General features: G+C 71.9%; 24 protein-coding genes. 11 read left to right on the forward strand and 13 right to left on the reverse strand.

What is annotated here, in order from left to right; translation table 11 throughout:
* The first annotated feature begins 14 nt into the window (after positions 1-14).
* Genes EJ913_RS22390 through EJ913_RS22400 form a run of 3 tightly spaced genes read left to right on the forward strand, consistent with a single transcriptional unit; the run spans position 15 to position 953 of the window.
* Positions 15-389, forward strand: coding sequence for a hypothetical protein (locus tag EJ913_RS22390; RefSeq protein WP_127002040.1), 375 nt, complete (start codon positions 15-17; stop codon positions 387-389).
* Positions 390-405: 16 nt separating this feature from the next.
* Positions 406-675, forward strand: coding sequence for a DUF5985 family protein (locus tag EJ913_RS22395; protein ID WP_185909893.1), 270 nt, complete (start codon positions 406-408; stop codon positions 673-675).
* Positions 675-953, forward strand: coding sequence for a DUF5985 family protein (locus EJ913_RS22400; RefSeq protein WP_127002042.1), 279 nt, complete (start codon positions 675-677; stop codon positions 951-953). The genes EJ913_RS22395 and EJ913_RS22400 overlap by 1 nt, the downstream gene beginning before the upstream one ends.
* A 28-nt stretch (positions 954-981) precedes the next feature.
* On the opposite strand, the gene EJ913_RS22405 is transcribed toward EJ913_RS22400, so the two are convergent.
* The 13 genes from EJ913_RS22405 to EJ913_RS22465 all read right to left on the reverse strand — a co-directional run bounded on the left by EJ913_RS22405 (position 982) and on the right by EJ913_RS22465 (position 13,156).
* Positions 982-2,220 (reverse strand): MFS transporter, encoded by a 1,239-nt coding sequence (locus EJ913_RS22405; RefSeq protein ID WP_127002044.1) that lies wholly within the window; start codon positions 2,218-2,220, stop codon positions 982-984.
* Complete coding sequence (locus tag EJ913_RS22410) at positions 2,217-3,404, reverse strand: thiolase family protein (protein ID WP_127002045.1); 1,188 nt, start codon at positions 3,402-3,404, stop codon at positions 2,217-2,219. Before EJ913_RS22410 ends, EJ913_RS22405 begins: the two co-directional genes overlap by 4 nt.
* Positions 3,405-3,441: 37 nt before the next feature.
* Entirely contained in the window at positions 3,442-4,896 is a 1,455-nt protein-coding gene (locus tag EJ913_RS22415; protein ID WP_127002047.1) for a class I adenylate-forming enzyme family protein, read from the reverse strand.
* 7 nt (positions 4,897-4,903) lie between these two features.
* A complete protein-coding gene (locus EJ913_RS22420) occupies positions 4,904-5,455 on the reverse strand; it encodes a biotin transporter BioY (RefSeq protein WP_127002049.1) in 552 nt (183 codons plus the stop codon).
* Between the two features lie 23 nt (positions 5,456-5,478).
* On the reverse strand, positions 5,479-6,096 hold the full coding sequence (locus EJ913_RS22425; RefSeq protein ID WP_127002051.1) for an energy-coupling factor transporter transmembrane component T family protein: 618 nt from the start codon (positions 6,094-6,096) through the stop codon (positions 5,479-5,481).
* Complete coding sequence (locus EJ913_RS22430; protein WP_127002053.1) at positions 6,096-6,770, reverse strand: energy-coupling factor ABC transporter ATP-binding protein; 675 nt, start codon at positions 6,768-6,770, stop codon at positions 6,096-6,098. Before EJ913_RS22430 ends, EJ913_RS22425 begins: the two co-directional genes overlap by 1 nt.
* Before the next feature lie 70 nt (positions 6,771-6,840).
* Entirely contained in the window at positions 6,841-7,821 is a 981-nt protein-coding gene (locus EJ913_RS22435; RefSeq protein WP_127002055.1) for a zinc-dependent alcohol dehydrogenase family protein, read from the reverse strand.
* 97 nt (positions 7,822-7,918) lie between these two features.
* Complete coding sequence (locus EJ913_RS22440) at positions 7,919-8,581, reverse strand: flagellar hook assembly protein FlgD (RefSeq protein ID WP_127002057.1); 663 nt, start codon at positions 8,579-8,581, stop codon at positions 7,919-7,921.
* 17 nt (positions 8,582-8,598) lie between these two features.
* Positions 8,599-10,005 carry a flagellar hook-length control protein FliK gene (locus EJ913_RS22445; protein WP_127002058.1) on the reverse strand — a complete coding sequence of 469 codons (1,407 nt, stop codon included), beginning with the start codon at positions 10,003-10,005 and terminating at the stop codon, positions 8,599-8,601.
* Positions 10,006-10,010: 5 nt separating this feature from the next.
* Positions 10,011-10,733, reverse strand: a complete 723-nt coding sequence (locus EJ913_RS22450) for a MotE family protein (protein WP_127002060.1) — start codon at positions 10,731-10,733, stop codon at positions 10,011-10,013.
* A gap of 3 nt (positions 10,734-10,736) precedes the next feature.
* Positions 10,737-11,411: a DUF6468 domain-containing protein gene (locus EJ913_RS22455; RefSeq protein WP_127002062.1), complete on the reverse strand. Its 675-nt coding sequence runs from the start codon at positions 11,409-11,411 to the stop codon at positions 10,737-10,739.
* Positions 11,392-12,591, reverse strand: coding sequence for a flagellar motor switch protein FliM (gene fliM / locus EJ913_RS22460; RefSeq protein WP_244939457.1), 1,200 nt, complete (start codon positions 12,589-12,591; stop codon positions 11,392-11,394). The genes EJ913_RS22455 and fliM overlap by 20 nt, the downstream gene beginning before the upstream one ends.
* Positions 12,592-12,619: 28 nt before the next feature.
* Complete coding sequence (locus EJ913_RS22465) at positions 12,620-13,156, reverse strand: flagellar basal body-associated FliL family protein (RefSeq protein ID WP_127002064.1); 537 nt, start codon at positions 13,154-13,156, stop codon at positions 12,620-12,622.
* A 187-nt stretch (positions 13,157-13,343) separates the two neighbouring features.
* On the opposite strand from EJ913_RS22465, the gene fliF reads away from it, so the two are divergent.
* From fliF to EJ913_RS22505, 8 genes are all read left to right on the forward strand, one after another.
* On the forward strand, positions 13,344-15,074 hold the full coding sequence (gene fliF / locus EJ913_RS22470; protein ID WP_127002066.1) for a flagellar basal-body MS-ring/collar protein FliF: 1,731 nt from the start codon (positions 13,344-13,346) through the stop codon (positions 15,072-15,074).
* The gene (locus tag EJ913_RS22475; RefSeq protein WP_185909894.1) at positions 15,074-15,814 is read left to right on the forward strand and encodes a FliH/SctL family protein; all 741 of its coding nucleotides are present in this window, start codon (positions 15,074-15,076) and stop codon (positions 15,812-15,814) included. The genes fliF and EJ913_RS22475 overlap by 1 nt, the downstream gene beginning before the upstream one ends.
* Positions 15,815-15,986: 172 nt before the next feature.
* Positions 15,987-16,301, forward strand: a complete 315-nt coding sequence (fliN, locus tag EJ913_RS22480; protein ID WP_127002068.1) for a flagellar motor switch protein FliN — start codon at positions 15,987-15,989, stop codon at positions 16,299-16,301.
* A gap of 14 nt (positions 16,302-16,315) precedes the next feature.
* Positions 16,316-17,128, forward strand: coding sequence for a flagellar type III secretion system pore protein FliP (gene fliP, locus EJ913_RS22485; protein WP_127002070.1), 813 nt, complete (start codon positions 16,316-16,318; stop codon positions 17,126-17,128).
* Between the two features lie 4 nt (positions 17,129-17,132).
* Positions 17,133-17,426 carry a hypothetical protein gene (locus tag EJ913_RS22490; protein ID WP_127002072.1) on the forward strand — a complete coding sequence of 98 codons (294 nt, stop codon included), beginning with the start codon at positions 17,133-17,135 and terminating at the stop codon, positions 17,424-17,426.
* A gap of 9 nt (positions 17,427-17,435) precedes the next feature.
* Complete coding sequence (locus EJ913_RS22495; protein ID WP_127002080.1) at positions 17,436-18,464, forward strand: flagellar motor switch protein FliG; 1,029 nt, start codon at positions 17,436-17,438, stop codon at positions 18,462-18,464.
* Between the two features lie 2 nt (positions 18,465-18,466).
* Positions 18,467-19,177, forward strand: coding sequence for a hypothetical protein (locus EJ913_RS22500; protein ID WP_244939458.1), 711 nt, complete (start codon positions 18,467-18,469; stop codon positions 19,175-19,177).
* Between the two features lie 138 nt (positions 19,178-19,315).
* On the forward strand, positions 19,316-20,065 hold the full coding sequence (locus EJ913_RS22505; RefSeq protein ID WP_127002082.1) for a response regulator: 750 nt from the start codon (positions 19,316-19,318) through the stop codon (positions 20,063-20,065).
* Position 20,066 lies beyond the last annotated feature (1 nt).

Raw genomic sequence — 20,066 nt, forward strand, 5'->3', positions numbered from 1 at the left:
CAGGTTCTGTGTACATGGTGTTGTCCGACGATGCGCTGTCGCTTCTTCGCACTTCGATCCGCTCGGTCTGGGCGTTGGAACTCCTGATGCTGCTGCGCCGGGAGCCCGGACGGTCCTGGAGCCGCGACGCCCTGATCCGCGAGCTGCGCGGCAGCGAGACCGTCGTGCAGGAGGCGCTGGACGGCTTCCTCGCCGCTGCCCTGGTCGCGGCGGAGCCGGACGGTTCCTACCGCTACCGCCCGGCGCTGGCGGTGCTCGACCAGTGGGTAGGGGAGATCGAGCAGGCCTACGCCCAGCGCCCCTCGGCCATCGTCCGGGAGATCCTCGGGGCGCCCGGCAACAAGGTGCAGATCTTCGCGGATTCCTTCCGCTTCCGGAAAAACGACTGATGGGACGGCGTCTGCGATGGATTTCGTGAAGTCGGCCGTCTACCTGCTGTGCTTCGCCGCGAGCCTGCTGTGCATGGTGCTGCTGGCGCGCAGCTGGTGGCGCTCGCGCTCGCGCCTGTTGCTGTGGAGCACGCTGTGCTTCGTGGGCTTGGCGATCAACAACCTGCTGCTGTTCGTCGACGTGGTCGTCCTGCCGACGCAGGTCGACCTGCTGCCGTTCCGCCAGCTCACGGCGCTCGCCGCGATCGGGGTGCTGTTGTACGGCTTCATCTGGGATGCCGACTGATGTCAGGAACGGGCTACGGCTTCATCACCGGGGCGCTCGCGGCGCTGTACGTCATCGCCGGGGTGTTCTTCCTGCGCTTCTGGCGGCGGACGCGCGACGCGCTGTTCGTCCATTTCGCGCTGGCCTTCGGACTGCTCGCCCTCAACCAGGCGCTGGTCGCGCTGGGCGGCTTCCAGCGCGAGGAGCAGGGCTGGATCTACCTGATCCGCCTGCTCGCCTTCGTGCTGATCATCGTCGCCATAATCCGCAAGAACCTGGAGGGCCGGCGGCCGGGTTAGCGAGGGCGCCAACTCAGCGCAGGCCGGCTCAGCGCAGGGACGACAGCCGGTCGATCCGCCGCAGGGCCGGGAAGCGCCACGCCCAGGCCGCCGCCAGCCCGACCGCCCCGACGCCGCCCAGCACCACCGCCGGGACGACGCCGAGCGCGGCGGCCAGCGCCCCGGATTCGAACTCGCCCAGCTGGTTCGAGGCGCCGATGAACAGCGAGGCCACGGCGCCGACCCGCCCGCGCATGTCGTCCGGGGTGGAGAGCTGCACCAGGGTCTGGCGGACGAAGACGCTGATCTGATCGGTGGCCCCCACCGCGAAGAGGGCGGCGAAGGACAGAACCGGGTCGGCCGACAGCCCGAAGGCGATGGTGGCCGCGCCGAACCCGGCGACCGCGATCAGCATCCAGCGCCCGGCGTGGCGCCGCACCCCCCAGCGGGTGATGCAGACCGCCGTGATCAGCGCCCCCAGCGCCGGGGCGCTGCGCAGCAGCCCCAGCCCCCAGGGGCCGACGTGCAGCACGTCGCGGGCGTAGATCGGCAGCAGCGCCGTCGCCCCACCCAACAGCACCGCGAAGAGGTCGAGCGAGATGGCGCCCAGGATTTCCGGCCGGCTGCGGATGAAGGCGGCGCCGGCCAGCATGTTGGTCAGGCTCATCGCCCGCTTGGTCATCGTCACCGGGCGCGGCCGCATGGCGAGGATCAGCGTCACCGAAAGCAGCATCATCACCGTGCTGGCCCCGTAGACCGCCGCCGGCCCGGCGATGTAGAGCAGCCCGCCCAGCGCCGGGCCGGAGATCAGCGCCACCTGCACGCCCGACGAATGCCAGGCGACGGCGTTGGGCAGATCCTCGACCGGCACCGTCGCCGACAGGATCGCTTGGTTGGCCGGTCCCTCGAAGGATTTGGCGGCGCCGATCAGCGCGACGATGCAGAAGATCGCCAGTGGCGCGAGCGCTCCGGCCAGTGTCATCGTCAGCAGGGCGGCGATGGCGACCAGTTCCACCGACAGGGCGCCCAGCAGCACGCCCTTGCGGTCGTGGCTGTCCACCACATGGCCGGCGACTAGCGCCAGGGCCAAAGTGGGCAGGAACTGGAACAGCCCGACCAGCCCGAGGTCGAGCGGGTTTCCAGTCAGGTCGTAGACCTGCCAGCCCACCGCCACGACCTGCATCTGGAGCGCCAGCATGGAGCAAACCCGCGCGAACCAGAACAGGGCGAAGGCCCGGTGCCGGAAGGCCGAGCGGAAAACGTCGCCGGAGGAAGGCGCCACGGTCATCGAACAGGCTCCAAGAAAACAGGCTCCACGAGAGTCGCCAACCCCAGCCCGCCGCCGATGCCCAGCGTCGCAAGCCCGCGCCGGGGTGGCGTGCCGTCGTTTGCAAAGAGGATGTCGGAAAACAACCGCGTCATCAGGATCGCCCCCGAAGCGCCGTAGGGGTGGCCGAGCGCCAGCGCGCCGCCGCTGGGGCAGACCCGCGCCTCGTCGATCCCCAGCGCGTCGAGGCTGGCGAGCACTTGGCTCGCGAAGGCCTCGTTGAACTCCACGAAGTCGATGTCCGCGACGCCGAGGCCGGGGTGGCGGGCCAGCAGCTTGCGCACCGCCGGGATCGGGCCGGTGCCGAGCAGCTTGGGATCGACCCCGGCGGCTTGGCTGTCCACCACCGCCAGCCCTCGGGTCAAGCCGAGCGCGCGGAATTTCCGCTCCGAGACGACGGCGACCACCGCCGCCCCGTCGTTGACCGGGCAGGCGTTGCCGGCGGTGACCGTGCCGCTCTCGCGAAAGACGGGGCGCAGGCGCGCGAGCCTGTCCAGGCTGGTGTCGGCGCGCGGGCATTCGTCCTTGTCGACGACGGTCCCGTCGGGCAGGGCGAGCGGCACGATCTCGCGGGTGAAGCGGCCAGAGGCTTGCGCCGCGACCGCCTTGCGGTGGCTCTCCAGCGCGTAGCGGTCCTGTCGGTCGCGCGCGATGCCGAAGGCGGCGGCGACGTTCTCCGCCGCCTCGCCCATGGAGGGATTGCCGACGGTGTCCGGCGCGAAGCGGGCGCGGTCGTAGAAGGCGGGGGTGCGGTACAGGCTGGACGGCTTGGCGACGCGCCAGGGGGCGGTGCTGGTGCTCTCCACCCCGCCCGCGAGGAAGACCTCGCCGGCCCCGGCCTGGACCAGCCGGGCGGCGAGGTTGATCGCCTCCAGCCCGGAGCCGCATTGCCGGTCCACGGTGACGCCCGGCACGCCGACCGGCAGCCCGGCGGCCAGCGCCGACAGCCGCGCGACGTTGCCTCCCGGCCCGACCGCGTTGCCGAGCAGCACGTCGTCCACCTCGGCCGGGTCGATCCCGGCATCGGCCAGCACGGCGCGGATGACCGGCGCCGCGAGCGCCTCGACGGGCAGGTCGCGCAGGGCGCCGCCGATCCGTCCCACCGGCGTCCGCCGCGCCGCGACGATGATCGCGCGCGTGGTCATGCGCGGTTCCTTCCTCTCCTGGGGGGAAGAGGACCGCTCACGCCAGTTCCTCCAATCCGCCGGCCCGCGCGCGGTCGCGCAGATCGGCGCGGGCGATCTTGCCGCTTCCGGTCAGGGGCATGGCGTCCGCCGTGAAGATCCGACGGGGCGCCTTGTAGCCCTCCAGCCGCCCGTGGCACCACTCCCGCAGCTCCGCCGCCGAGGCGCGTTTCCCGCCCCGCCACCAGACCACCGCCGACACCGCGTCGCCCCAATAGGGATCGGGCAGGCCGAAGACTACCGCCTCGGCCACCGCCGGGCAGGCGCGCAGGGTCGCCTCGACCTCCGCCGGGTAGACGTTCAGCCCGCCGGAGATCAGCATGTCGCCGGCGCGCCCGACCAGCCGCAGCCACCCTTCCGCGTCGATCCAGCCGTAATCCCCGACCGTGCCCCAGCCGTCCCGCTCGCGGTAGCCGGCGCCGTCCGTGGCCTCGACATAGCCGCCGCTCAACATGCGGCTGCGCACCCAGACGGTTCCGGGCGATCCCGCCGCGGCCGGTCGGCCTTCGTCGTCGCGCAGTTCCAGCTCCACCCCATGGAAGGGCCGCCCGACGCTGTCGGCGGGGGCGCCCTCGCGCGAGGCGCGCAGACTGACGAAGCTCAGTTCCGACGCTCCGTAATATTCCAGCACCGCCGCCTCCGGACACAGCGCGGTCAGTCGCTCATGCACGGCCGGCGCCAGCTTCGCGCCCGAGCAGACGACACGGCGCAAGCCCGGGAAGCGCAAGGCGTGCCGTTCCGCCGCGTCGAGGATGCCGACCAGCATGGTGGGCACGACGACCAACGTCGTTACCCCCGCCCCGGCCAGCCGCCGCGCGGCGTCGGCGGCGTCGAACTTCGGCTGGACATGGACCGTGGCCCCGGCCGACAGCCCCTCGAACGCACCGTACAGCCCCAGCCCGTGCACCAGCGGCCCCGGCACCAGGACCACGTCCGCCGGCCCGATGCCGAACTCCACGCGGCTCGCCTCCAGCGTCGCCAGCCAGGATCCCTGGTCGCGGATGAAAGCCTTCGGACGCCCGGTCGTGCCGGAGGTGAAGCCGATCAGGAAGGGTGTCGCCGGATCGACCGGCGGCGGGATCCAGCCCGCCGGCTGTGCCGCGATCCAGCCGACCGCCGTCTTGTCGGTCAGCCGCAGGGCCGGGCGCAACGTGTCGAGCGACGCTTCGGACTGCCCCTCGCTCCATTTCGGATCGAGCAGCGCCACCACGCCGCCCGCCGCGACGGTGCCGAGGAACAGCGCCAGGAACTCCGGCCCGTTGCCCAGCCGCAGAGCGACGCGCGGCGGCTCCCCGTCCGTCGCCAGGGCGGCCACCCCGGCGCCCGCGCGCAGCGCCATCTCCCGCAACACGCCGTAGGTGATCGGCGCGCCGTCGAGGAGCCCGCCGAGGACCAGGGCGGGGTGGGAGGGGCGGCGGGAGGCGGCGTCGAGGAAGGGCTGGCAGAGGCTCATGACCGCATCAGGCGTGGACCGCCGGCAGCACCCCGGCGCGGCGCACGGCGGCGGCGGCCACGGCGGCGACGCCCGCCTTGACCAGATCGCCCGGCACGAAGGCCAGGGAGCCCAGCGCCGCCTTCTCCAGCGGCAGGCCGGCGACCAGCGACAGCCAGGGGATGCCGCCCGCGTAGACCACCGCGACCCCGCCGACCACGCAAGTCCCGAACAGCCGGAGCGGGTTGGCGCCGGTGGCGAAGCGCTCGGCGAGCAGGCCGGTGACGAAGGCGCCGACCGGGAAGGCCAGCACGAAGCCGCCGGTCGGCCCCATCAGCACGCCGACCCCGCCGCGCCCGCCGGCCAGCAGCGGCAGCCCGGCGGCGACCAGCAGCACGAAGAGCAGCACCGCCAGCCCGCCGCGCTTGGCGCCCAGCAGCGCGCCGGCCAGCATGACGCCTAGGCTCTGGGCGGTGATCGGCACCGGCAGGAAGCCCAGCGGGATGGGCGGGGCCATGCCCAGACCGGCCAGCAGGGCGGCGAACAGGGCGCAGAGAACGAGATCGCGGGTGCTCAGCATGGGCGGGCGCTTCCTTCTGGCGGTTATCGGCCGTTGTCGGCGGGGTCGTAGCCCCGCGCCTCCAGCGCGGCGGCGAGATCATCGGCCATGGTGAAAATCTTGACCAGCAGCGGAACGAACAGGGCGGCTATGCTCCGCTCGACGCCGCGCGCCCGCTGGGCCATGCGGACCTCGCGGACCTGCTCGGCCAGCAGCGGGATGAAGCGGATGGTCAGCGCCAGCATCAGCGCCAGCTTGGCCGGGTTGACGCCCAGCGGGCGGAGCAGGCCGAACACCCGCTCGAACAGGTCGATCATGTCGGCGACCCGCGTGGTCAGGGTGACCAGCGTCGCCAGCAGGACCAGCGCGGCGAAGCGCGCGACCGCGACAGCGGCCTCCGCCCAGCCGGTTCCGGCGAGCAGCGCCTGGAACCCGAACAGCAGGGTCAGCAGGACCACCGGCGCCCGCAACTCGCGCAGCACCCTCCCCACCGGCAGCCGCGCGGCGGCGAGCAGCCCCAGTCCCAGCGCGCCGGCGAGGGCGGCTCCCCAGGCGCCCGGCAGGGTCATCACCCCGGCCGTCACGGCCAGCAGCCCGCCCATCTTCACCCCCGCCGGCCAGCGGTGGACCGCCGAATCCCGGTGCAGGTACAGCCCCAGCATCAGGACAGCCGCTCCACATAGGCCGGCACCGCGACGGCGGGGGGCGCGTCGGCGACGACCCGCCCGTCCTCCAGCACCAGCACCCGGTCGAAATCCATCACCATGTCGAGGTCGTGGGTGACGACGACGGCCTTCTGCGGCAAGGCGCGGATGGTCTCGATCACCCGGCGGCGGTTGCGCAGGTCGAGCAGGGTCGTCGGCTCGTCGAACACGACGTGGTCCGGCTCCAGCACCAGCACCCCGGCGATGGCGAGCAACTGCTTCTCGCCGCCGCTCATCTGGTGGGCCGGCTGGTGGCGGTAACGGGCGAGGCCGTGGCGGTCGAGCGCCGCCGTCACCCGCCGGGCGATCTCCTCCTTGGGGATCTTGCGGGCCTTCAGGCCGAAGGCGACGTCCTCCTCCACGGTCGGCAGGACGATCTGCACGTCGGGGTTCTGGAACACGAAGCCGACCTTGCGGCGCACCGCGCGCCCGTCGGTTCGGGTGTCGAGCCCGTCCACCGTCACGCTGCCCCCGGTCGGCACCAGCAGCCCGTTCAGGAGCCGGGCCAGCGTGCTCTTGCCCGATCCGTTGCCGCCGAGGATGGCGACGCGCCGCTCGGTCAGGCGGAAGGACAGGTCGCTCAGCACGGCGCGGTCGCCGTAGGCGTGGGTGACGGAGCAGAACTCAATCATATTGGCGGCCTGGGCGGAGTGTCGCGTGACGCTTCTGTTGCGGCTGCGAAAGGTCTTAGCCGCTTTGCCGTCACCCCGCCAGCACGACCTTGCCCCGGCGGCCCGGCTCCTCGGCGGCGCGCAGGGCGGCGGCGAGGTCGGACAGGTCGAAGACGCGGGCGGCGGGCAGGGCGAGGGCGCCGCTCTCCACCCGCGCCATCAGGGCGGCGAAGGTGGCGTGCCAGTCCTCCGCCGTGCAGGAATCGACCCAGCGCTTCAGCCAGAAGCCCAGCACCCGCACGCCGCGCGCCTTGGCGGCGGGCAGATCGGTCGGCAGCAGCGAGCCCGACAGCAGCCCGTAGGAGACCAGCGTCCCGCCCGGCGCCACCAAATCCCCCAGCGCCATCCCCTCCGTGCCGCCGATGGCGTCGAGCGCGGCGGCGACGCCCCGTCCGTTCGTCAGGGCGGCGACCGTGGTGGCGAGGTCGTCGCGCGCCGTGTCCACCACGGCGGTGGCGCCCAGCGACAGCAGGTCGTCGGTGTGGAGGGCGTTGCGCACCGCCGCGACCATGCGCAGCCCCAGCGCGCGGGCGGTCTGCGCGGCGATGCGCCCGCAGGCCGATCCGGCGGCGTTGACGATCACCACGTCGCCGGGGGACAGCGGAAGTTCGACGGTCAGCAGCCGATGGATGGTCAGCGGGTTGATGTAGCACTGGGTCGCCGCTTCGTCCGGGATGGCGTCCGGCACCGGCACCGCCCAGGCGGCGGGGGCGGCCACCAGCTCCGCCCAGGTGCCGGTGCCGCGCAGCGGCAGGACCCGGCGGCCGAGCCAATCGGCGGACACCCCATCCCCCACGGCGACGACGCGGCCGACCGCCTCGAAGCCGGGGATGAAGGGCAGGGCGGTGGCGCGGGCGTAGGTGCCGCGCACAGTCAGCAGGTCGGACGGGTTGACGGTGCGGGCGGCGGCGCGGACCAGCAGCTCGCCCGGCCCGCAGACCGGATCGGGCCGGTCGCGCAGGACCAGCGCCGCCGCCGGTTCGCCGAAGTCTTCGCAGAAGATCGCCCGCATGCCCTGTCCCTCGCTTCGGCGCCGTCCGAGGGCCGGAGTCTTATCCGGAAGGGCGCGCGGACGCGAGCCTCACGACACCGCTCTCAGGGCGCCGTCCTCAGGATGCCGACAGGATGGCGCCGGCGCCGACCGTGGCGCCGCCCTTCAGGACGAACTGTGTGGCGCCGTCGACGGTGCGCACCTCGGTCACCGTGTCGGCGATCACGCTGGCGGTCTCCAGCGCCTTGCCGTCCTTGTCCTTCGCCGTGATCCGCAGGGTGTATAGCCCGTCCGGCATCGTCGCGCCGCTGGCCGTCCGGCCGTTCCAGGCGAAGCTCTGGCGCCCGGACTGGAGCGAGCCGGCGGCGCTGTGGACGACGGCGCCGGCGGCGTTCAGCACCTCGACCTTGACGCTGGCGGGGGTGCCGCTGACGGTGTAGGCGCTTTCCGCCTTGCCGCCGGCGAGCGGCAGGCTGGTGGTCGTCGCCTCCACCTTGCGGCCGAGGAAGGCCATGTCCATGCGCATCCCGCTGCTCTTCAGCGTGTCGAGCACCTCGGTCAGCGTGTCGTTGGTCTTCATCGATTGCTCGACCGTCGACAGTTGGGCGAGCTGAGTCATGAACTGGGTGGCGTCCATCGGCGCCAGCGGATCCTGGTTGCGCAGTTGCGCCGTCAGCAGCTTCAGGAAGGATTCATAATCGACGGTGGCCTTCTTTGTCTCGTCGGTGGCGGTCTTGGCCGTGGCGCCGGTCAGGGCCGCCGCGCTGGGGGTGGTGGTCATGGAGGCGATCCCTTGGTTCAGATGGTGACGTCGACCAGCCCGTCGATTGGGCGCGGTGCGTGATCGATCGGTGCGTCCGCGACGGTGAGCCCCGCCGCGCCGCGCCACGCGTTGCGCGACCCGCCGCCGCCCTGGTCGGGAGCGGCGAAGCCGCGCGACTGGCCGTCGCCCTGCAGCGAGAAGTTCAGGGTGGCGTTGTCCAGCTTCAGGCCGGCGTCGCCCAGCGCTTTTTCGAGCTGTTGCAGGTCGCGGCGCAGCAACGCCAGCGTGTCGGCGTTCTCGGCCTGCACCGCGAGCGTGACGTGGCCGTCGCTGACGTCGGCGACGACGTGGATGCGGCCAAGCTCCGCCGGAGCGAGGTCGATGTGGAACTCGCCGCCGCCGGCCTCGGCGACCCGGACCAGCGGTGCCGACAACTGGGCCATCGCCGGGGCGTGCGTCGCGGCCGCGCGGCCCGAGGAGGCGGCGGCCGCGTAATGGGTGGCCGCCTGTCCCGGCAGGGCGAGCAGCGTGTCGAAGCCACCCGGTGCGGGTGTGCCGGACGATCCGCCGGACGAGGCGGGGGCAAGGCCGGGAACCGGATCGCCGTTGATGGCGGCTGTCCGGCTGCTGTTTGCGGCCTGCTCGGCGATGGCCCGCGCGATGGCGGCGGTGGGATCGGCCTTGCCGCCGTCCTTGCCACCGTCTTGGACCTGGCGACCGGCGTCCTTGGCGCCAGGTCCGCCGTTCCGTCCCGCGCGGCGGGGTTCGCCGGTGGGGTTCACGACGGCTTCCGCCGCTTCGGTGGCCGGGGGCGCGAGCGTCGAGGCGCCGTTCGGTGGGGCCGTTGCCGGGACCGGACCGGAGGGGACGGTTGCGGGCGGCGCACCGCCGGGCATGTCCGTGGGGGGCGCCTGCGCCGCAAGCGGGTCGGCGGGAGCGCCGACGAGATTGCTGGCTTGCGGCGCAGCGGACGCCGTGGCCGTCCCCGGCGCGGCCTGCTCGATCTTGCCCGCGCCGGGCGTTGCGCCACCGGGCAGCGGGGACGTCGTTTCCGTCCCGGCTTGCGGAAGGGCGCCGCCGAGGCTTTCCGGCGTCAGGCCGGCGGCGTCCGTGGCCGCCCCCGGCACGGTCGGAGCGAGCGCCGCCTCCCCACCGGGAGCGGGCGGCGCGACCGCCTGGATCGGCGCGGCCAGCCAGGGAATCGCCGGCTCGCCGGTGTCGGGGACGGCGCCGTTGGCGGCGTCCGGCTTTGGGGTCTTGGGACGGGGCTTGGACGCGCCGGGGCCGGATGTCCCCTCGTTCGCGGTTTCGTTGGCGGCTTCGTCGAGCAGGTCGGCGAAGCCGCCCTCCTGCGGATCCTTGGCGGACGCGCCGCCGCCCGTCGCGGAGGAGGGCGCGGCGGGGCGGGGCGGAGCCTTGACGAGGTCGGGCATGGCGGTCATGGCGGTCAGTTCGTCAGGGTGGGGCGGGCCACGACGGCGGCGGTGGCGGCTGTGGTGGCGGTCTTGCGGTCGCCGGGCAGGGCGCGGCGTTGCAGGATGAGGCGTGTGACCTCGCGCGCCTTGGCGTCGGCCATCTCGGCCAGGATCGGGGCGGTGCGCCGCTCGGCGATGCGGTCGAGGACGTCGACGACGATGTCGGTCTCCAGATCGCTCAGGATGCGGGCGGCGTCGCGCGGCTTCATCGCCTCGTAGATGGCGACCATGCGGCGCAGATCCTCCTGCTGGAGGGTGGAGCGCTGGGCCATCAGCGTCTCGACCTCGCGCTTGACCGTGTTCAGCCGGTCGATCTGGGTGCCGACGCGGGCCTCGGTCGCCGACAGAACGGCCTCGGCTTCGCGCAGCCGGTGCTGGCGGTTGGTGGTGTCGGTCTTCTGCTCGGCGATGGCCTCGCGCAGCAGGGGATCGGTGCAGTTGGGCGGGGCCAGCGACACCGGCGGCGGGGCCGGCTCGGCCTGCGCCATGCTTTGCCCTTGTGGAGGACCGGGTGTTGGCGTGGGTTCGGGCTGGGCGCCGTTCTTGAGGTCGGTCGCCCAGGGGCGTTCATGCTTGCCGAACTCGCGGTCGAACTGCTGGGCGATCACCGGGAAGCCGTCCATCAGCGCGCCCAGCTTCAGGGGCAGCACCATCAACACGGCGACCAGGGTGATCGGGAGAATGCGCGGGATCATGGGTCAGCCCTCCGACCCGACGGTGCGCAGCCGCGCGTAGAAGGCGCCGACCGCCATCGGCCGGGGCGGCTCGGCCGGGGTGGCGGTGGGTGCCACAGCGGGTGTGGGGGCTGGTTTGGACGGCGGAACCGGGGCGGTGTCCGGCGCGCCCGCGCGTTGCGGCAGCCCCAGCGGGCGGAACTCCCCGCTCCCGCTTTCCTGCGTCGCATCGGTCGCCGCGTCGGACGGCGTCTCCACCGGCTCGGCGCGCCGGACGGCGGGCGCGGGTTCGGAGGCCGGCATCAGCTCCTCCATCGGGATCCCCGCCGGGCGCGGGCGGGCGGGACGCATCGCCCCCTCGTCCAGGCGGCGCAGCAGGGCGCGGGCGTGCTGGAGCGACTCCTCCATGCGCGTCGCGGTGCGCTCGCAGGAGCCCAGGATCAGCGTCATGTCCTCCCTCACGCCCTTGGCGCGGTCGAGATCCTCGGCCAGCCGGCTGGCGGTCTCGGTGGCGGACGCGACCAAACGCTTCATCGAGGCGTCGGTCTCGTCGATCGACCTTGAGAAGCTGGTCACCAGCGTGTTGATTTCGGACTGCCCGGTGCGCAGCAGCTTGAGCCGCTTGTTGACGAGGACGAGGTAGACCGTCGCCGTCACCAGCAGCACCGCCAGGGCCGCGTCAATGAGAAAGGAGACCATCGATCAGCTCCTGCTTGGTGTCGAGCTCGGTGTCGATCTTCACCGCGATGTTGTCGTTGCGCTGCCCCATGTGGCCGGCGAACAGCGGAATCGTCTTGCTGAACACCAGCACCGCGTTCTCGGGGTTGATGCGCAGTTTCAGCGACTGGCCCTTCTGCCAGGCCAGCACCTCGCCCAGCGGGACCTTGGTCTCCGCCAGCACCGCCACCAGTTCCAGCTTCGAGCGCATCAGCTCGTTCTTCAGGTGGTTCTCCCACACCGTGTCGTGGCCGAACTTCTCGCCCATGAACATCTGCACCAGCTTTCCGCGCACCGGCTCCAGCGTGGAGTAGGGGATGACGATGTCGATGTGGCCGGTGCGGCGCTCCACCTCCACGGCGATGCGGACGCGGATGACGGCGTTGGTCGCCCGCGTGATGGTGGCGAATTGCGGGTTCACCTCCAGCCGGTCGAAGACGAAGTCGATCTGCGCCAGCGGGTCGAAGGACTGTCCCAGATCCTGGAGGATCACCTTCATCATGCGCTCGGTCATCTTGCGCTCGATGGAGGTGTAGGCGCGCCCGTCGATCCGCCCCGGCCGCGACCGCCGGCCGCCCAGCAGCACGTCCATCATGCAGTAGATCAGCGCGCTGTCGATGGACACCAGCATCTGGTTGTCCCACTGCTCGGCCCGCGCGACGCCGATCAGGGCCGGCAGTTCGATGGTGTCCTGGAAGTCGGTGTAGCGCAGCCACTCGATCCGCATCAGCGACGCCTCCACGTTGGTCGAGGCGAACTGGCGCAGCGAGGTGTTCAGCAGCCGCACCATGCGGTCGAACACCACGTCGAGCATCGGCAGCCGGTCCTTGTTGACCGTCGTCGAGTTGACCAGCCGCTCGATGGCGCTCAGCACCGCCCCGTCCCCCGACGGCGCGTCGAAGTTCAGCAGCCGGTCGATCTCCTCCTGGTTGAGGAGCTTGGCCTCGCCCGAGAAGCCGGCCAGCGCCGCCTTGGCGGCCTCCGCCAGCGCCGCCTTGGCGGCATCGGAATGGGCGGTTGCCGGAGCGGCCGCGGTTTCCCAATCGGCGTCGGACCAGTCGTCCTTGATGCCGTCCGGCGGCACGATGGGGGCCGCGACGGGGGACGGCTGGTTCGATCCGTGGGTCTCGCCCTGGAAAGGGTCGGCGGGGGCGTTCGTCATCCGTGCCTCTGGGGTTCGATCGCGGGCGCTATTGCGTGAGCAGGCTGCGCAGCAGGACGTCGGCGACGGCGTCCCGGTTGCTGTCGGGTTGGGCGGCGATCAGGTTGAAGCGCCGGCGGATTTCGGTGCGCAGCCGGTGGAGACCGGCGGACCCCTCCAGATCGTCCTGGTCGAGGTTGCGCAGGAACTCCTGGAGGGCGTCGACCAACTGGGGCATGGCCTTGTCCACCCGCGCCCGCTCGGCCGGCGCCACGGCGAGGCTGAGGCCGATCTTCAGGAAGCGCGACGGGCTGTTCGGGCGCAGGTTGACGATCATCTCCGGCAGGTCGATCACCCCCTGGGCCAACTCCTGGGCGGGGATGGACGGGGACCACAGCCGCTCCAGCCGCTCCGTCCCGGCCGACAGCCAATAGCCGCCGATCCCGGCCGCCACGACCGCGCCCAGCGCCACGGCGCCCAGCAGCAGGCGGGCCAGCGGCAGGACGAGGACGTAGACGCGGCGCGACCCGGCCAGCGGCCCCAGCCTTTCCATCCCCGCCGCCTCGGCTCCCGTTCGTGTATTCATCGGTCCTGCCCGCTTGAGATTGCCGAAAATTTTAGTCGTCCCGCCGATCTCTGGAGTTTTAGAGACTTTGTTCTTTCCGGCTCTCCGGTTTTTTACTCCGCTTAAAAGTCGCGCCGGTAATTTGGTCCGGTGCGCAGGGCGAAGACTAGGCCCCCCGATTTTCGGAAACTTTAAAGGTGCGGGCATCGTGGACAGTCTGATCGACACTTTGCGGTCGCTGGGCCGTGGACGCCTCCTGGTGCTGGCCGGCACCGGCGTCGGCATCGTCCTGGCGGTGGCCGTCCTGGCGATGCTGCTGTCGCGGCCGCACATGACCGCCCTGTACAGCGGGCTGGAGCCGGCGGAAGCCGGCCGCATCGTCAAGGCCGTCGAGGCCATGGGCGTGCCGGTGAACGCCGCCTTCGACGGCACCACCATCGAGGTGCCCCAGGCCGAGGCGTCCCGCCTGCGCATGATGCTGGCCGAACAGGGGCTGCCGTCGCGCGGCGGCGTCGGCTACGAGCTGTTCGACACCGACAAGCCGCTCGGCATCACCAGCTTCATGCAGCGGATGAACCGCCTGCGCGCGCTGGAAGGGGAGCTTGGCCGCACCATCGAGACGCTGTCCGGCGTCGAGGCGGCGCGCGTCCACATCGTGCTGCCCGAGCGCGAGGAGTTCTCGCGCAGCGCGCCCAAGCCGACCGCGTCCATCGTGGTGCGCATGCGCGGCCGCGCCGGGATGGAGCGCAAACAGGCGCTGTCGATCCGCCATCTGGTGTCCGCCGCCGTGCCCAACCTGAAGCCCGGCGCCGTCACTGTGATGGACTCGTCGGGCGAGCTGCTGCTGAGCGAGGACGACGGGCCGGGGCTGGCGTCCGCCCGCTCGGACGGGCTGCGCGTCGCCGCCGAGACTCGGGTGGCGCGCGCCATCGAGCAGATGCTGGTGGCGCGGCTCGGCGCCGGCAACGTCCGCGTCCAGGTCGCCGCCGAGGTCGAGACCAAGCGCGAGGTGGTGCGCAGCCAGACCTTCGACCCGAACAGTCAGGTCGTCCGCTCCACCCAGACGGTGCAGGAGCAGGAGCGCAGCAGCGACAGCAACGGCGACCCCCCAGTCACCGCCGAGCAGAACCTTCCCCAGCGCGACGTGCGCGCCCAGGCGCAGACCCAGCAGTCGTCGAACGACAACAAGCGCCAGGAGGAGACCGTCAACTACGAGATCTCCAATGTTGCCCGCGAAACGGTGATCGAGCCGGGCGACGTGCGCCGCCTCAGCGTCGCCGTTCTGGTCAACGGCACCTGGAAGACCGCCGCCGACGGCACCCGCCAGTACGAGCCGCGCGCCGCCGAGGAGTTGCAGCGGCTGGGCGAATTGGTGCGCTCGGCGATGGGCTTCGACCAAGCGCGCGGCGACCGGGTGACGGTGGACAATCTGGAGTTCGTCGAACTGGCCCCCGATCTGGCGCCGCGCAACCTGTCCGACGAGATCACCGAGACGCTCAGCCGCAACGTCATGACGCTGATCCAGTGGGTGATCCTGCTGGTGCTGTCGGCCCTGCTGATCCTGGTCGGCCTGCGTCCGCTGATCCGCCGCGTCTTCCCGGCGCCCGAGCCCGTGGTGGCCGAGGCGGCGCCCGCGCTGGCCGGCGCCGCTGGCGGCGCCATGCCGCAGCTGACCGGCCCGGCCATGGCGGCGGGCGGCGCGGCGGGGGCGGTGTCCGGCGGGACGGCGGGCAGCGAGGGCGAGGGTGGCGTGCCCGGCCTGGAGGCGACGCCCCAGCCGCTCGGCATCGAGGAGGCGATGGACCAGCTGATCGAGCTGCGCACGGTGGAGGGGCGCGTCCGCGCCTCCTCAATCCGCCGGCTCGGCGACATGGTGGACCAGTACCCGGACGAGGCCATCGATATCCTTCGGTCCTGGCTCTATGAGGAGGCGGCGTGATGGCGGCGGCCTACCCGCGCTACCGCTTCGACCACAGCTTCGGCGCGCCGGTCGCGGCGCCGGTCGTGGTCGCGGAGGCGCCCGATCCGCTCGACCAGCCGCGCCACTCCGACCGCGCGCTGCACCAGGCGCTGGCCGAGGCGCGCGGCGCGGCGCTGGCAGAAGGGGTGCTCCAGGGCCGGTGCGAGGGCGAGGCGCTCGCCCGGCGGCGGATCGAGGCCGAAGTTGCCGACACGCTGGACCGGCTGGCTGGGCGCCTCGCCGAACTGGACGCCGCGCACGCCGCGCAGTTGGAGCGTTTGGAGGCGCAGGGCGCCGCCCTGCTGGTGGCGCTGGTGCGCCGGCTGAGTCCGCGCCTGCTGGACACCGTCGCCCGCGCCGAGGTCGAGCGGGTGGCGCTGGACGCCCTGCGCGCGGCCGGCGGCGCGCCGGTCCTGCAATTGCGCGTCCATCCCGAGGTGAGCGGCCCGCTGGCCGAACGGCTGGCCGGCGAGACCGTCTTCAAGGGCCGGCTCGACGTCGTTCCCGACGCCGCGCTGGACCGGGGCGCGCTCGACGCGTCGTGGGAGTCCGGCGGCCTGCGCCGCGACCCGGCGGCGCTGGACCGCGCCGTGGCCGAACTGGCGGACCGCGCGCTGTCCCTGATCGGGCCTGCCGCCGCCCCTTCCGCTGCGTCCCCCTCTCCCCCCCGGGGAGAGGGCTGGGGTGAGGGGGACGCACCGCATGATGTCACCGGATGATCCGGCGCCTTTCGACCGGCGGAAAGTCTGCTTTCCATCCCTGGAATCCACGCCGCGCCTCCCCCTCACCCCGACCCTCTCCCCGGGGGGTGAGGGAGGCGATGATCGGCCCCCCTGAACGACCCCACGTCACCGACCATCCCATTTCTCCCGACAGAGGCGAGAACGCATCATGCCCCCCTTGAACCTCGACATCCTGGACGACGACACCAAATCCGCCGAGAAGGGCTACGACGGCCCGATGAACGCGATCTACAACGTCCCGGTGGACGTCCAGGTCGTGCTCGGCCGCACCAGCATGCTGGTGGCGCAACTGCTCAAGCTCGGGCGCGGCGCCGTGCTGGAGCTGGAACGCAAGGTCGACGAACCGGTGGAGGTGCTGGTCAACCACCGCCTCGTGGCGCGCGGCGAGGTGGTCATCGTCGAGGACCAGCGCCTGGGCGTCACCCTGACCGAGATCGTCCGCACCGACCTCGACCTCGATTGACCGGAGACCGGATCATGACCCGTCGAGGCGCCGCCATCCCGGCCGTGACCCTGGCGACGGCCGTCCTGCTGGCCGCCTTGGCGCTCGCCGGGCCGGCCGTCGCGGCGCCGCTGGATCTCGGCCTCGACGCGCTGGGGTCGCTGGGCGACGGCGGCGGGCTGTCGGGGCGCATCATCCAGGGCATCGTCCTGCTGACGGTGCTCAGCGTCGCCCCCGGCCTGCTGATCATGGTGACCTGCTTCACCCGGATCATCGTGGTGCTGTCGCTGCTGCGCTCGGCGCTGGGGCTTCAGCAGTCGCCGCCCAACATGGTGCTGATCAGCCTCGCCATGTTCCTGACCTTCCACATCATGGGGCCGACCATCGACAGCGCCTGGCAGGACGGGTTGCGCCCGCTGCTGAACGAGCAGGTGACCCACGAGCAGGGGCTGGAACGGATGATCGAGCCCTTTCGGGGCTTCATGACCGCCCATGTGCGCGAGCGCGACCTCGCCGCCTTCGCCTCCTTCTCGGCCCGGCCCGCCAAGCCCGGCGAGGAGACCAAGGAGGCGCCGGCCAAGCCGGTCACCGCCGAGACGGTGGAACTGCGCCTGCTGATGCCGGCCTTCCTGCTGTCGGAGCTGCGCCGCGCCTTCGAGATCGGCTTCCTGCTGTTCCTGCCCTTCCTGGTGATCGACATGGTGGTGGCGGCGATCCTGATGGCGATGGGCATGATGATGCTGCCGCCGGTGATGATCGCGCTGCCGTTCAAGATCATCTTCTTCGTGCTGACCGACGGCTGGTTCCTGATCGCCGGCAGCCTGATCCGTTCCTACGGCGCGGGGTGAGGCGATGGAAACGCTGCCGCCTCTCCCCCTGCCGGCCAGCCTCGCCGACAGCCTGTTGGCCCTGGCGCGCCGCCGTGGCGTGGCGGTGGCCGACGACGGCTCCCTTGGCGGCCCCGATGGCGTTTCCAACGACGGTTCCATCGCCACGCTGCTGGCCGCCATCGAACCGCGCCCGCTGATCCCTCACCCGCTGCTGCTGGTGGCGGGCGCGGTGATGGCGGTGGCCTTCCGCCACGACCGCCGTCTCGCCGTACCGCCCGCCGGCGACGCCCCCCCTTCCGCCGATTGTTCCTTCTGAGGTGCCGCCATGGGAACGCCGATCAAGATCCGCGAGAACTACAAGAGCCTGAACGGCGCCGAGAAAAGCGCCATCATCTTCCTGGCGCTGGGCGAGGAGCGCGGCTCGCGGCTGATGGAGCGGCTGGACGAGGACGAGATCCGCATCGTCAGCCGGGCGATGGCCACGCTGGGCAACGTCACCTCGAATCTCGTGGAATCGCTGCTGCGCGTCTTCACCGAGCGCTTCGCCAACACGGGCTCCGTCGTCGGCTCCTACGACAGCACCGAGCGGATGCTGAACCGCTTCCTGCCCAACGACCGCGTCACCGAGATCATGGGCGAGATCCGCGGTCCCGCCGGCCGGACGATGTGGGAGAAGATGTCGAACGTCAACGAGGGGGTGTTGGCCGCCTATCTGTCCGGGGAATACCCGCAGACGGCCGCCGTCATCCTGTCGAAGATGCGCGCCGACCACGCGGCGAAGGTGCTGGTCCTGCTGCCGCCCTCGGTGCGCGCCGAGGTGATCGAGCGCATGATCCAGATCGAATCGGTGCAACGCGAGGTGCTGCTGGACATCGAATCGATCCTGCACAACGAGTTCATGGCGAATTACGCCCGCACCCACGGCAACGATTCGCTGGAGCGCATGGCCGACATCTTCAACCGCATCGACCGCGAGACCCTGACCGAGATCTTCGCCGAGCTGGAACCGGCGATGCCGGAGCCGACCATCCGCATCAAGCAGCTGATGTTCACCTTCGAGGATCTGATGCGGCTCGACCGCGTGTCGTTGCAGACGGTGATCCGCCGCTGCGACACCGGCCAGCTCGCCATCGCGCTGAAGGGCGCGCAGGCCCAGCAGCGCGACCATTTCCTGTCGGTGCTGTCGGAGCGCGCCCGCCTGATCCTCCAGGACGAGATCGAGAACATGGGGCCGCTGCGCATGCGCGACGTCAACGACGCCCAGGCGGAGATCGTCGCCTTGGCCAAGACGCTGGCCGACGACGGCAACATCGTCATCCCGCAATCCGACGATTCCGACGCCGTGGTTTACTGACCATGACGCCCGGCGATCTCTCCGCCTTGATTCCGCACGCCCCCGCGGCGTTGGTCGAGCGCTTCCGCGCGGTCCAGGGCTCCTCCCTCCAAGATGGTGACGGCGGACCGGACGTCACGGGATCGGCGATGCGGCTGCTGGAGCTTCTGGAAACGCTCGATCCCGCCGAGGCGGCCTTGGCGCGCGGCTGCCTGCCTCGCTGCGATTCGACCTTCGGGGCCGGGCTGGCGCTGTTTCTGGCGGTGTCGGAGGAGGGGTGCCGGGGTTGGCTCGGGGACGAGGCGGCGGCGCTGCTGGCCGGGCTGGACGGCGGGCTGCTGCTCGACGAGTGCGACCGCGCGCTGACGCCGCGCTTCCAGCCGGTCGACGGGCGGATGTGGCGGGTGCTGCGGGTGCCGCTGCAGGACAGCGCGGCCGGGCTGCTCTGCGCCACCAGCGTCGACGACGGTCTGGCCGACGCCTTCACCGTGGTGCTCCAGGCGCGGCCGGAGCGTCTGGGCGCGGTGCAACTGATGGCGACCGTCGCCGCGCGCCGGCTGGACGTGACGCTGCGGGCGGCGTCCGGGCTGCCGGCGGAGCTGTTGGCCGACCTGCACGAGGGCTTCCGCGCCGCGCTGGCCGATTGCCGGTTGGACGGCTCGTTGACGGTCGGGCCGCTGGCCGGCGCGTGGCTCGGGCTGGACGACACGCTGACCTCCGACCTTGCGCTGTAGCCGGGCGGCACTTGATTAAAATGGAGTTTAAATTCTCCGGAACTCCCGGGAGTGGCCGAAACGCGCCGTTGCGCGGGGGCGATTGTTGGCCGTAGTTGCTTGGTTCCATCGTGACATCCAGGCCGAAGGGGCACCGCCATGCCGCCGATCACAGAGACGGGCCAGACGACGGTTCTGCTGGCCGACGATGATTCCTTCATGCGCTCCATCGTCGCGAACCTCATCCGGACGACGCTCGGCTGCGAGGTGGCCCTGGCCGTCTCCGGCCGCGACGCCATCGACCGGCTGGGCGCGCGGGCGCCGGCGGTGTCGCTGGCGCTGCTCGATTTCGTGATGCCGGAGGGCAACGGGCTGGAGGTGGCGCGCAGCATCCGGAGCGGGCTGGGGCGGGTGCCGCGCGACCTGCCCATCGCCATGCTGACCGGCCGCACCGACGTGGAGCTGGTGCGCGCCGCGATGGAGCTGGACGTCAACGCCTATGTCGTGAAGCCGGTCACCAAGGAGACCCTGTTCGCCCGGCTGGAGCGCGCCTGGACCATCCCCTTCGACCTCAAGCCCGCCGAAATCTACGAGAAGGTCGAGATCCCCAACCCCTGGGGGCCGGAGCGCGTGCGCAAGCCGGCGGCCCCCGCCCCGTTGCCGTCGCCGCCCCCCGGTCCCAACCCCTGCGAGCCGGCCGGGCGCAGCGCGCGGGTCGAGACGCGCATCGCCGACCTCGCCCCCGGCGTCATCCTGGCCGCCGCCGTGCGCGCCAACGCCACCGGCTCGATCATTCTGCCGGCGCACATCCGGCTCGACCGCGCCCTGATCGCCCGGCTGTCCGACCTCGCCGAGATGGGCATGATCCCGCCCGTCGTCTTCGTCATCGCCGCCCGTCCGGAGGGCTGAG

This window comes from Azospirillum doebereinerae, from assembly GCF_003989665.1.
Lineage (GTDB): Bacteria > Pseudomonadota > Alphaproteobacteria > Azospirillales > Azospirillaceae > Azospirillum > Azospirillum doebereinerae.

Excerpts from the sequence above, each read along its gene's own strand:
- EJ913_RS22390 (WP_127002040.1), top strand. The coding sequence starts at position 15 with ATGGTGTTGTCCGACGATGCGCTGTCGCTTCTTCGCACTTCGATCCGC.
- EJ913_RS22395 (WP_185909893.1), top strand. The coding sequence starts at position 406 with ATGGATTTCGTGAAGTCGGCCGTCTACCTGCTGTGCTTCGCCGCGAGC.
- EJ913_RS22400 (WP_127002042.1), top strand. The coding sequence starts at position 675 with ATGTCAGGAACGGGCTACGGCTTCATCACCGGGGCGCTCGCGGCGCTG.
- EJ913_RS22405 (WP_127002044.1), bottom strand. The coding sequence starts at position 2,220 with ATGACCGTGGCGCCTTCCTCCGGCGACGTTTTCCGCTCGGCCTTCCGG.
- EJ913_RS22410 (WP_127002045.1), bottom strand. The coding sequence starts at position 3,404 with ATGACCACGCGCGCGATCATCGTCGCGGCGCGGCGGACGCCGGTGGGA.
- EJ913_RS22415 (WP_127002047.1), bottom strand. The coding sequence starts at position 4,896 with ATGAGCCTCTGCCAGCCCTTCCTCGACGCCGCCTCCCGCCGCCCCTCC.
- EJ913_RS22420 (WP_127002049.1), bottom strand. The coding sequence starts at position 5,455 with ATGCTGAGCACCCGCGATCTCGTTCTCTGCGCCCTGTTCGCCGCCCTG.
- EJ913_RS22425 (WP_127002051.1), bottom strand. The coding sequence starts at position 6,096 with ATGCTGGGGCTGTACCTGCACCGGGATTCGGCGGTCCACCGCTGGCCG.
- EJ913_RS22430 (WP_127002053.1), bottom strand. The coding sequence starts at position 6,770 with ATGATTGAGTTCTGCTCCGTCACCCACGCCTACGGCGACCGCGCCGTG.
- EJ913_RS22435 (WP_127002055.1), bottom strand. The coding sequence starts at position 7,821 with ATGCGGGCGATCTTCTGCGAAGACTTCGGCGAACCGGCGGCGGCGCTG.
- EJ913_RS22440 (WP_127002057.1), bottom strand. The coding sequence starts at position 8,581 with ATGACCACCACCCCCAGCGCGGCGGCCCTGACCGGCGCCACGGCCAAG.
- EJ913_RS22445 (WP_127002058.1), bottom strand. The coding sequence starts at position 10,005 with ATGACCGCCATGCCCGACCTCGTCAAGGCTCCGCCCCGCCCCGCCGCG.
- EJ913_RS22450 (WP_127002060.1), bottom strand. The coding sequence starts at position 10,733 with ATGATCCCGCGCATTCTCCCGATCACCCTGGTCGCCGTGTTGATGGTG.
- EJ913_RS22455 (WP_127002062.1), bottom strand. The coding sequence starts at position 11,411 with ATGGTCTCCTTTCTCATTGACGCGGCCCTGGCGGTGCTGCTGGTGACG.
- fliM (WP_244939457.1), bottom strand. The coding sequence starts at position 12,591 with ATGACGAACGCCCCCGCCGACCCTTTCCAGGGCGAGACCCACGGATCG.
- EJ913_RS22465 (WP_127002064.1), bottom strand. The coding sequence starts at position 13,156 with ATGAATACACGAACGGGAGCCGAGGCGGCGGGGATGGAAAGGCTGGGG.
- EJ913_RS22475 (WP_185909894.1), top strand. The coding sequence starts at position 15,074 with ATGGCGGCGGCCTACCCGCGCTACCGCTTCGACCACAGCTTCGGCGCG.
- fliN (WP_127002068.1), top strand. The coding sequence starts at position 15,987 with ATGCCCCCCTTGAACCTCGACATCCTGGACGACGACACCAAATCCGCC.
- fliP (WP_127002070.1), top strand. The coding sequence starts at position 16,316 with ATGACCCGTCGAGGCGCCGCCATCCCGGCCGTGACCCTGGCGACGGCC.
- EJ913_RS22490 (WP_127002072.1), top strand. The coding sequence starts at position 17,133 with ATGGAAACGCTGCCGCCTCTCCCCCTGCCGGCCAGCCTCGCCGACAGC.
- EJ913_RS22495 (WP_127002080.1), top strand. The coding sequence starts at position 17,436 with ATGGGAACGCCGATCAAGATCCGCGAGAACTACAAGAGCCTGAACGGC.
- EJ913_RS22500 (WP_244939458.1), top strand. The coding sequence starts at position 18,467 with ATGACGCCCGGCGATCTCTCCGCCTTGATTCCGCACGCCCCCGCGGCG.
- EJ913_RS22505 (WP_127002082.1), top strand. The coding sequence starts at position 19,316 with ATGCCGCCGATCACAGAGACGGGCCAGACGACGGTTCTGCTGGCCGAC.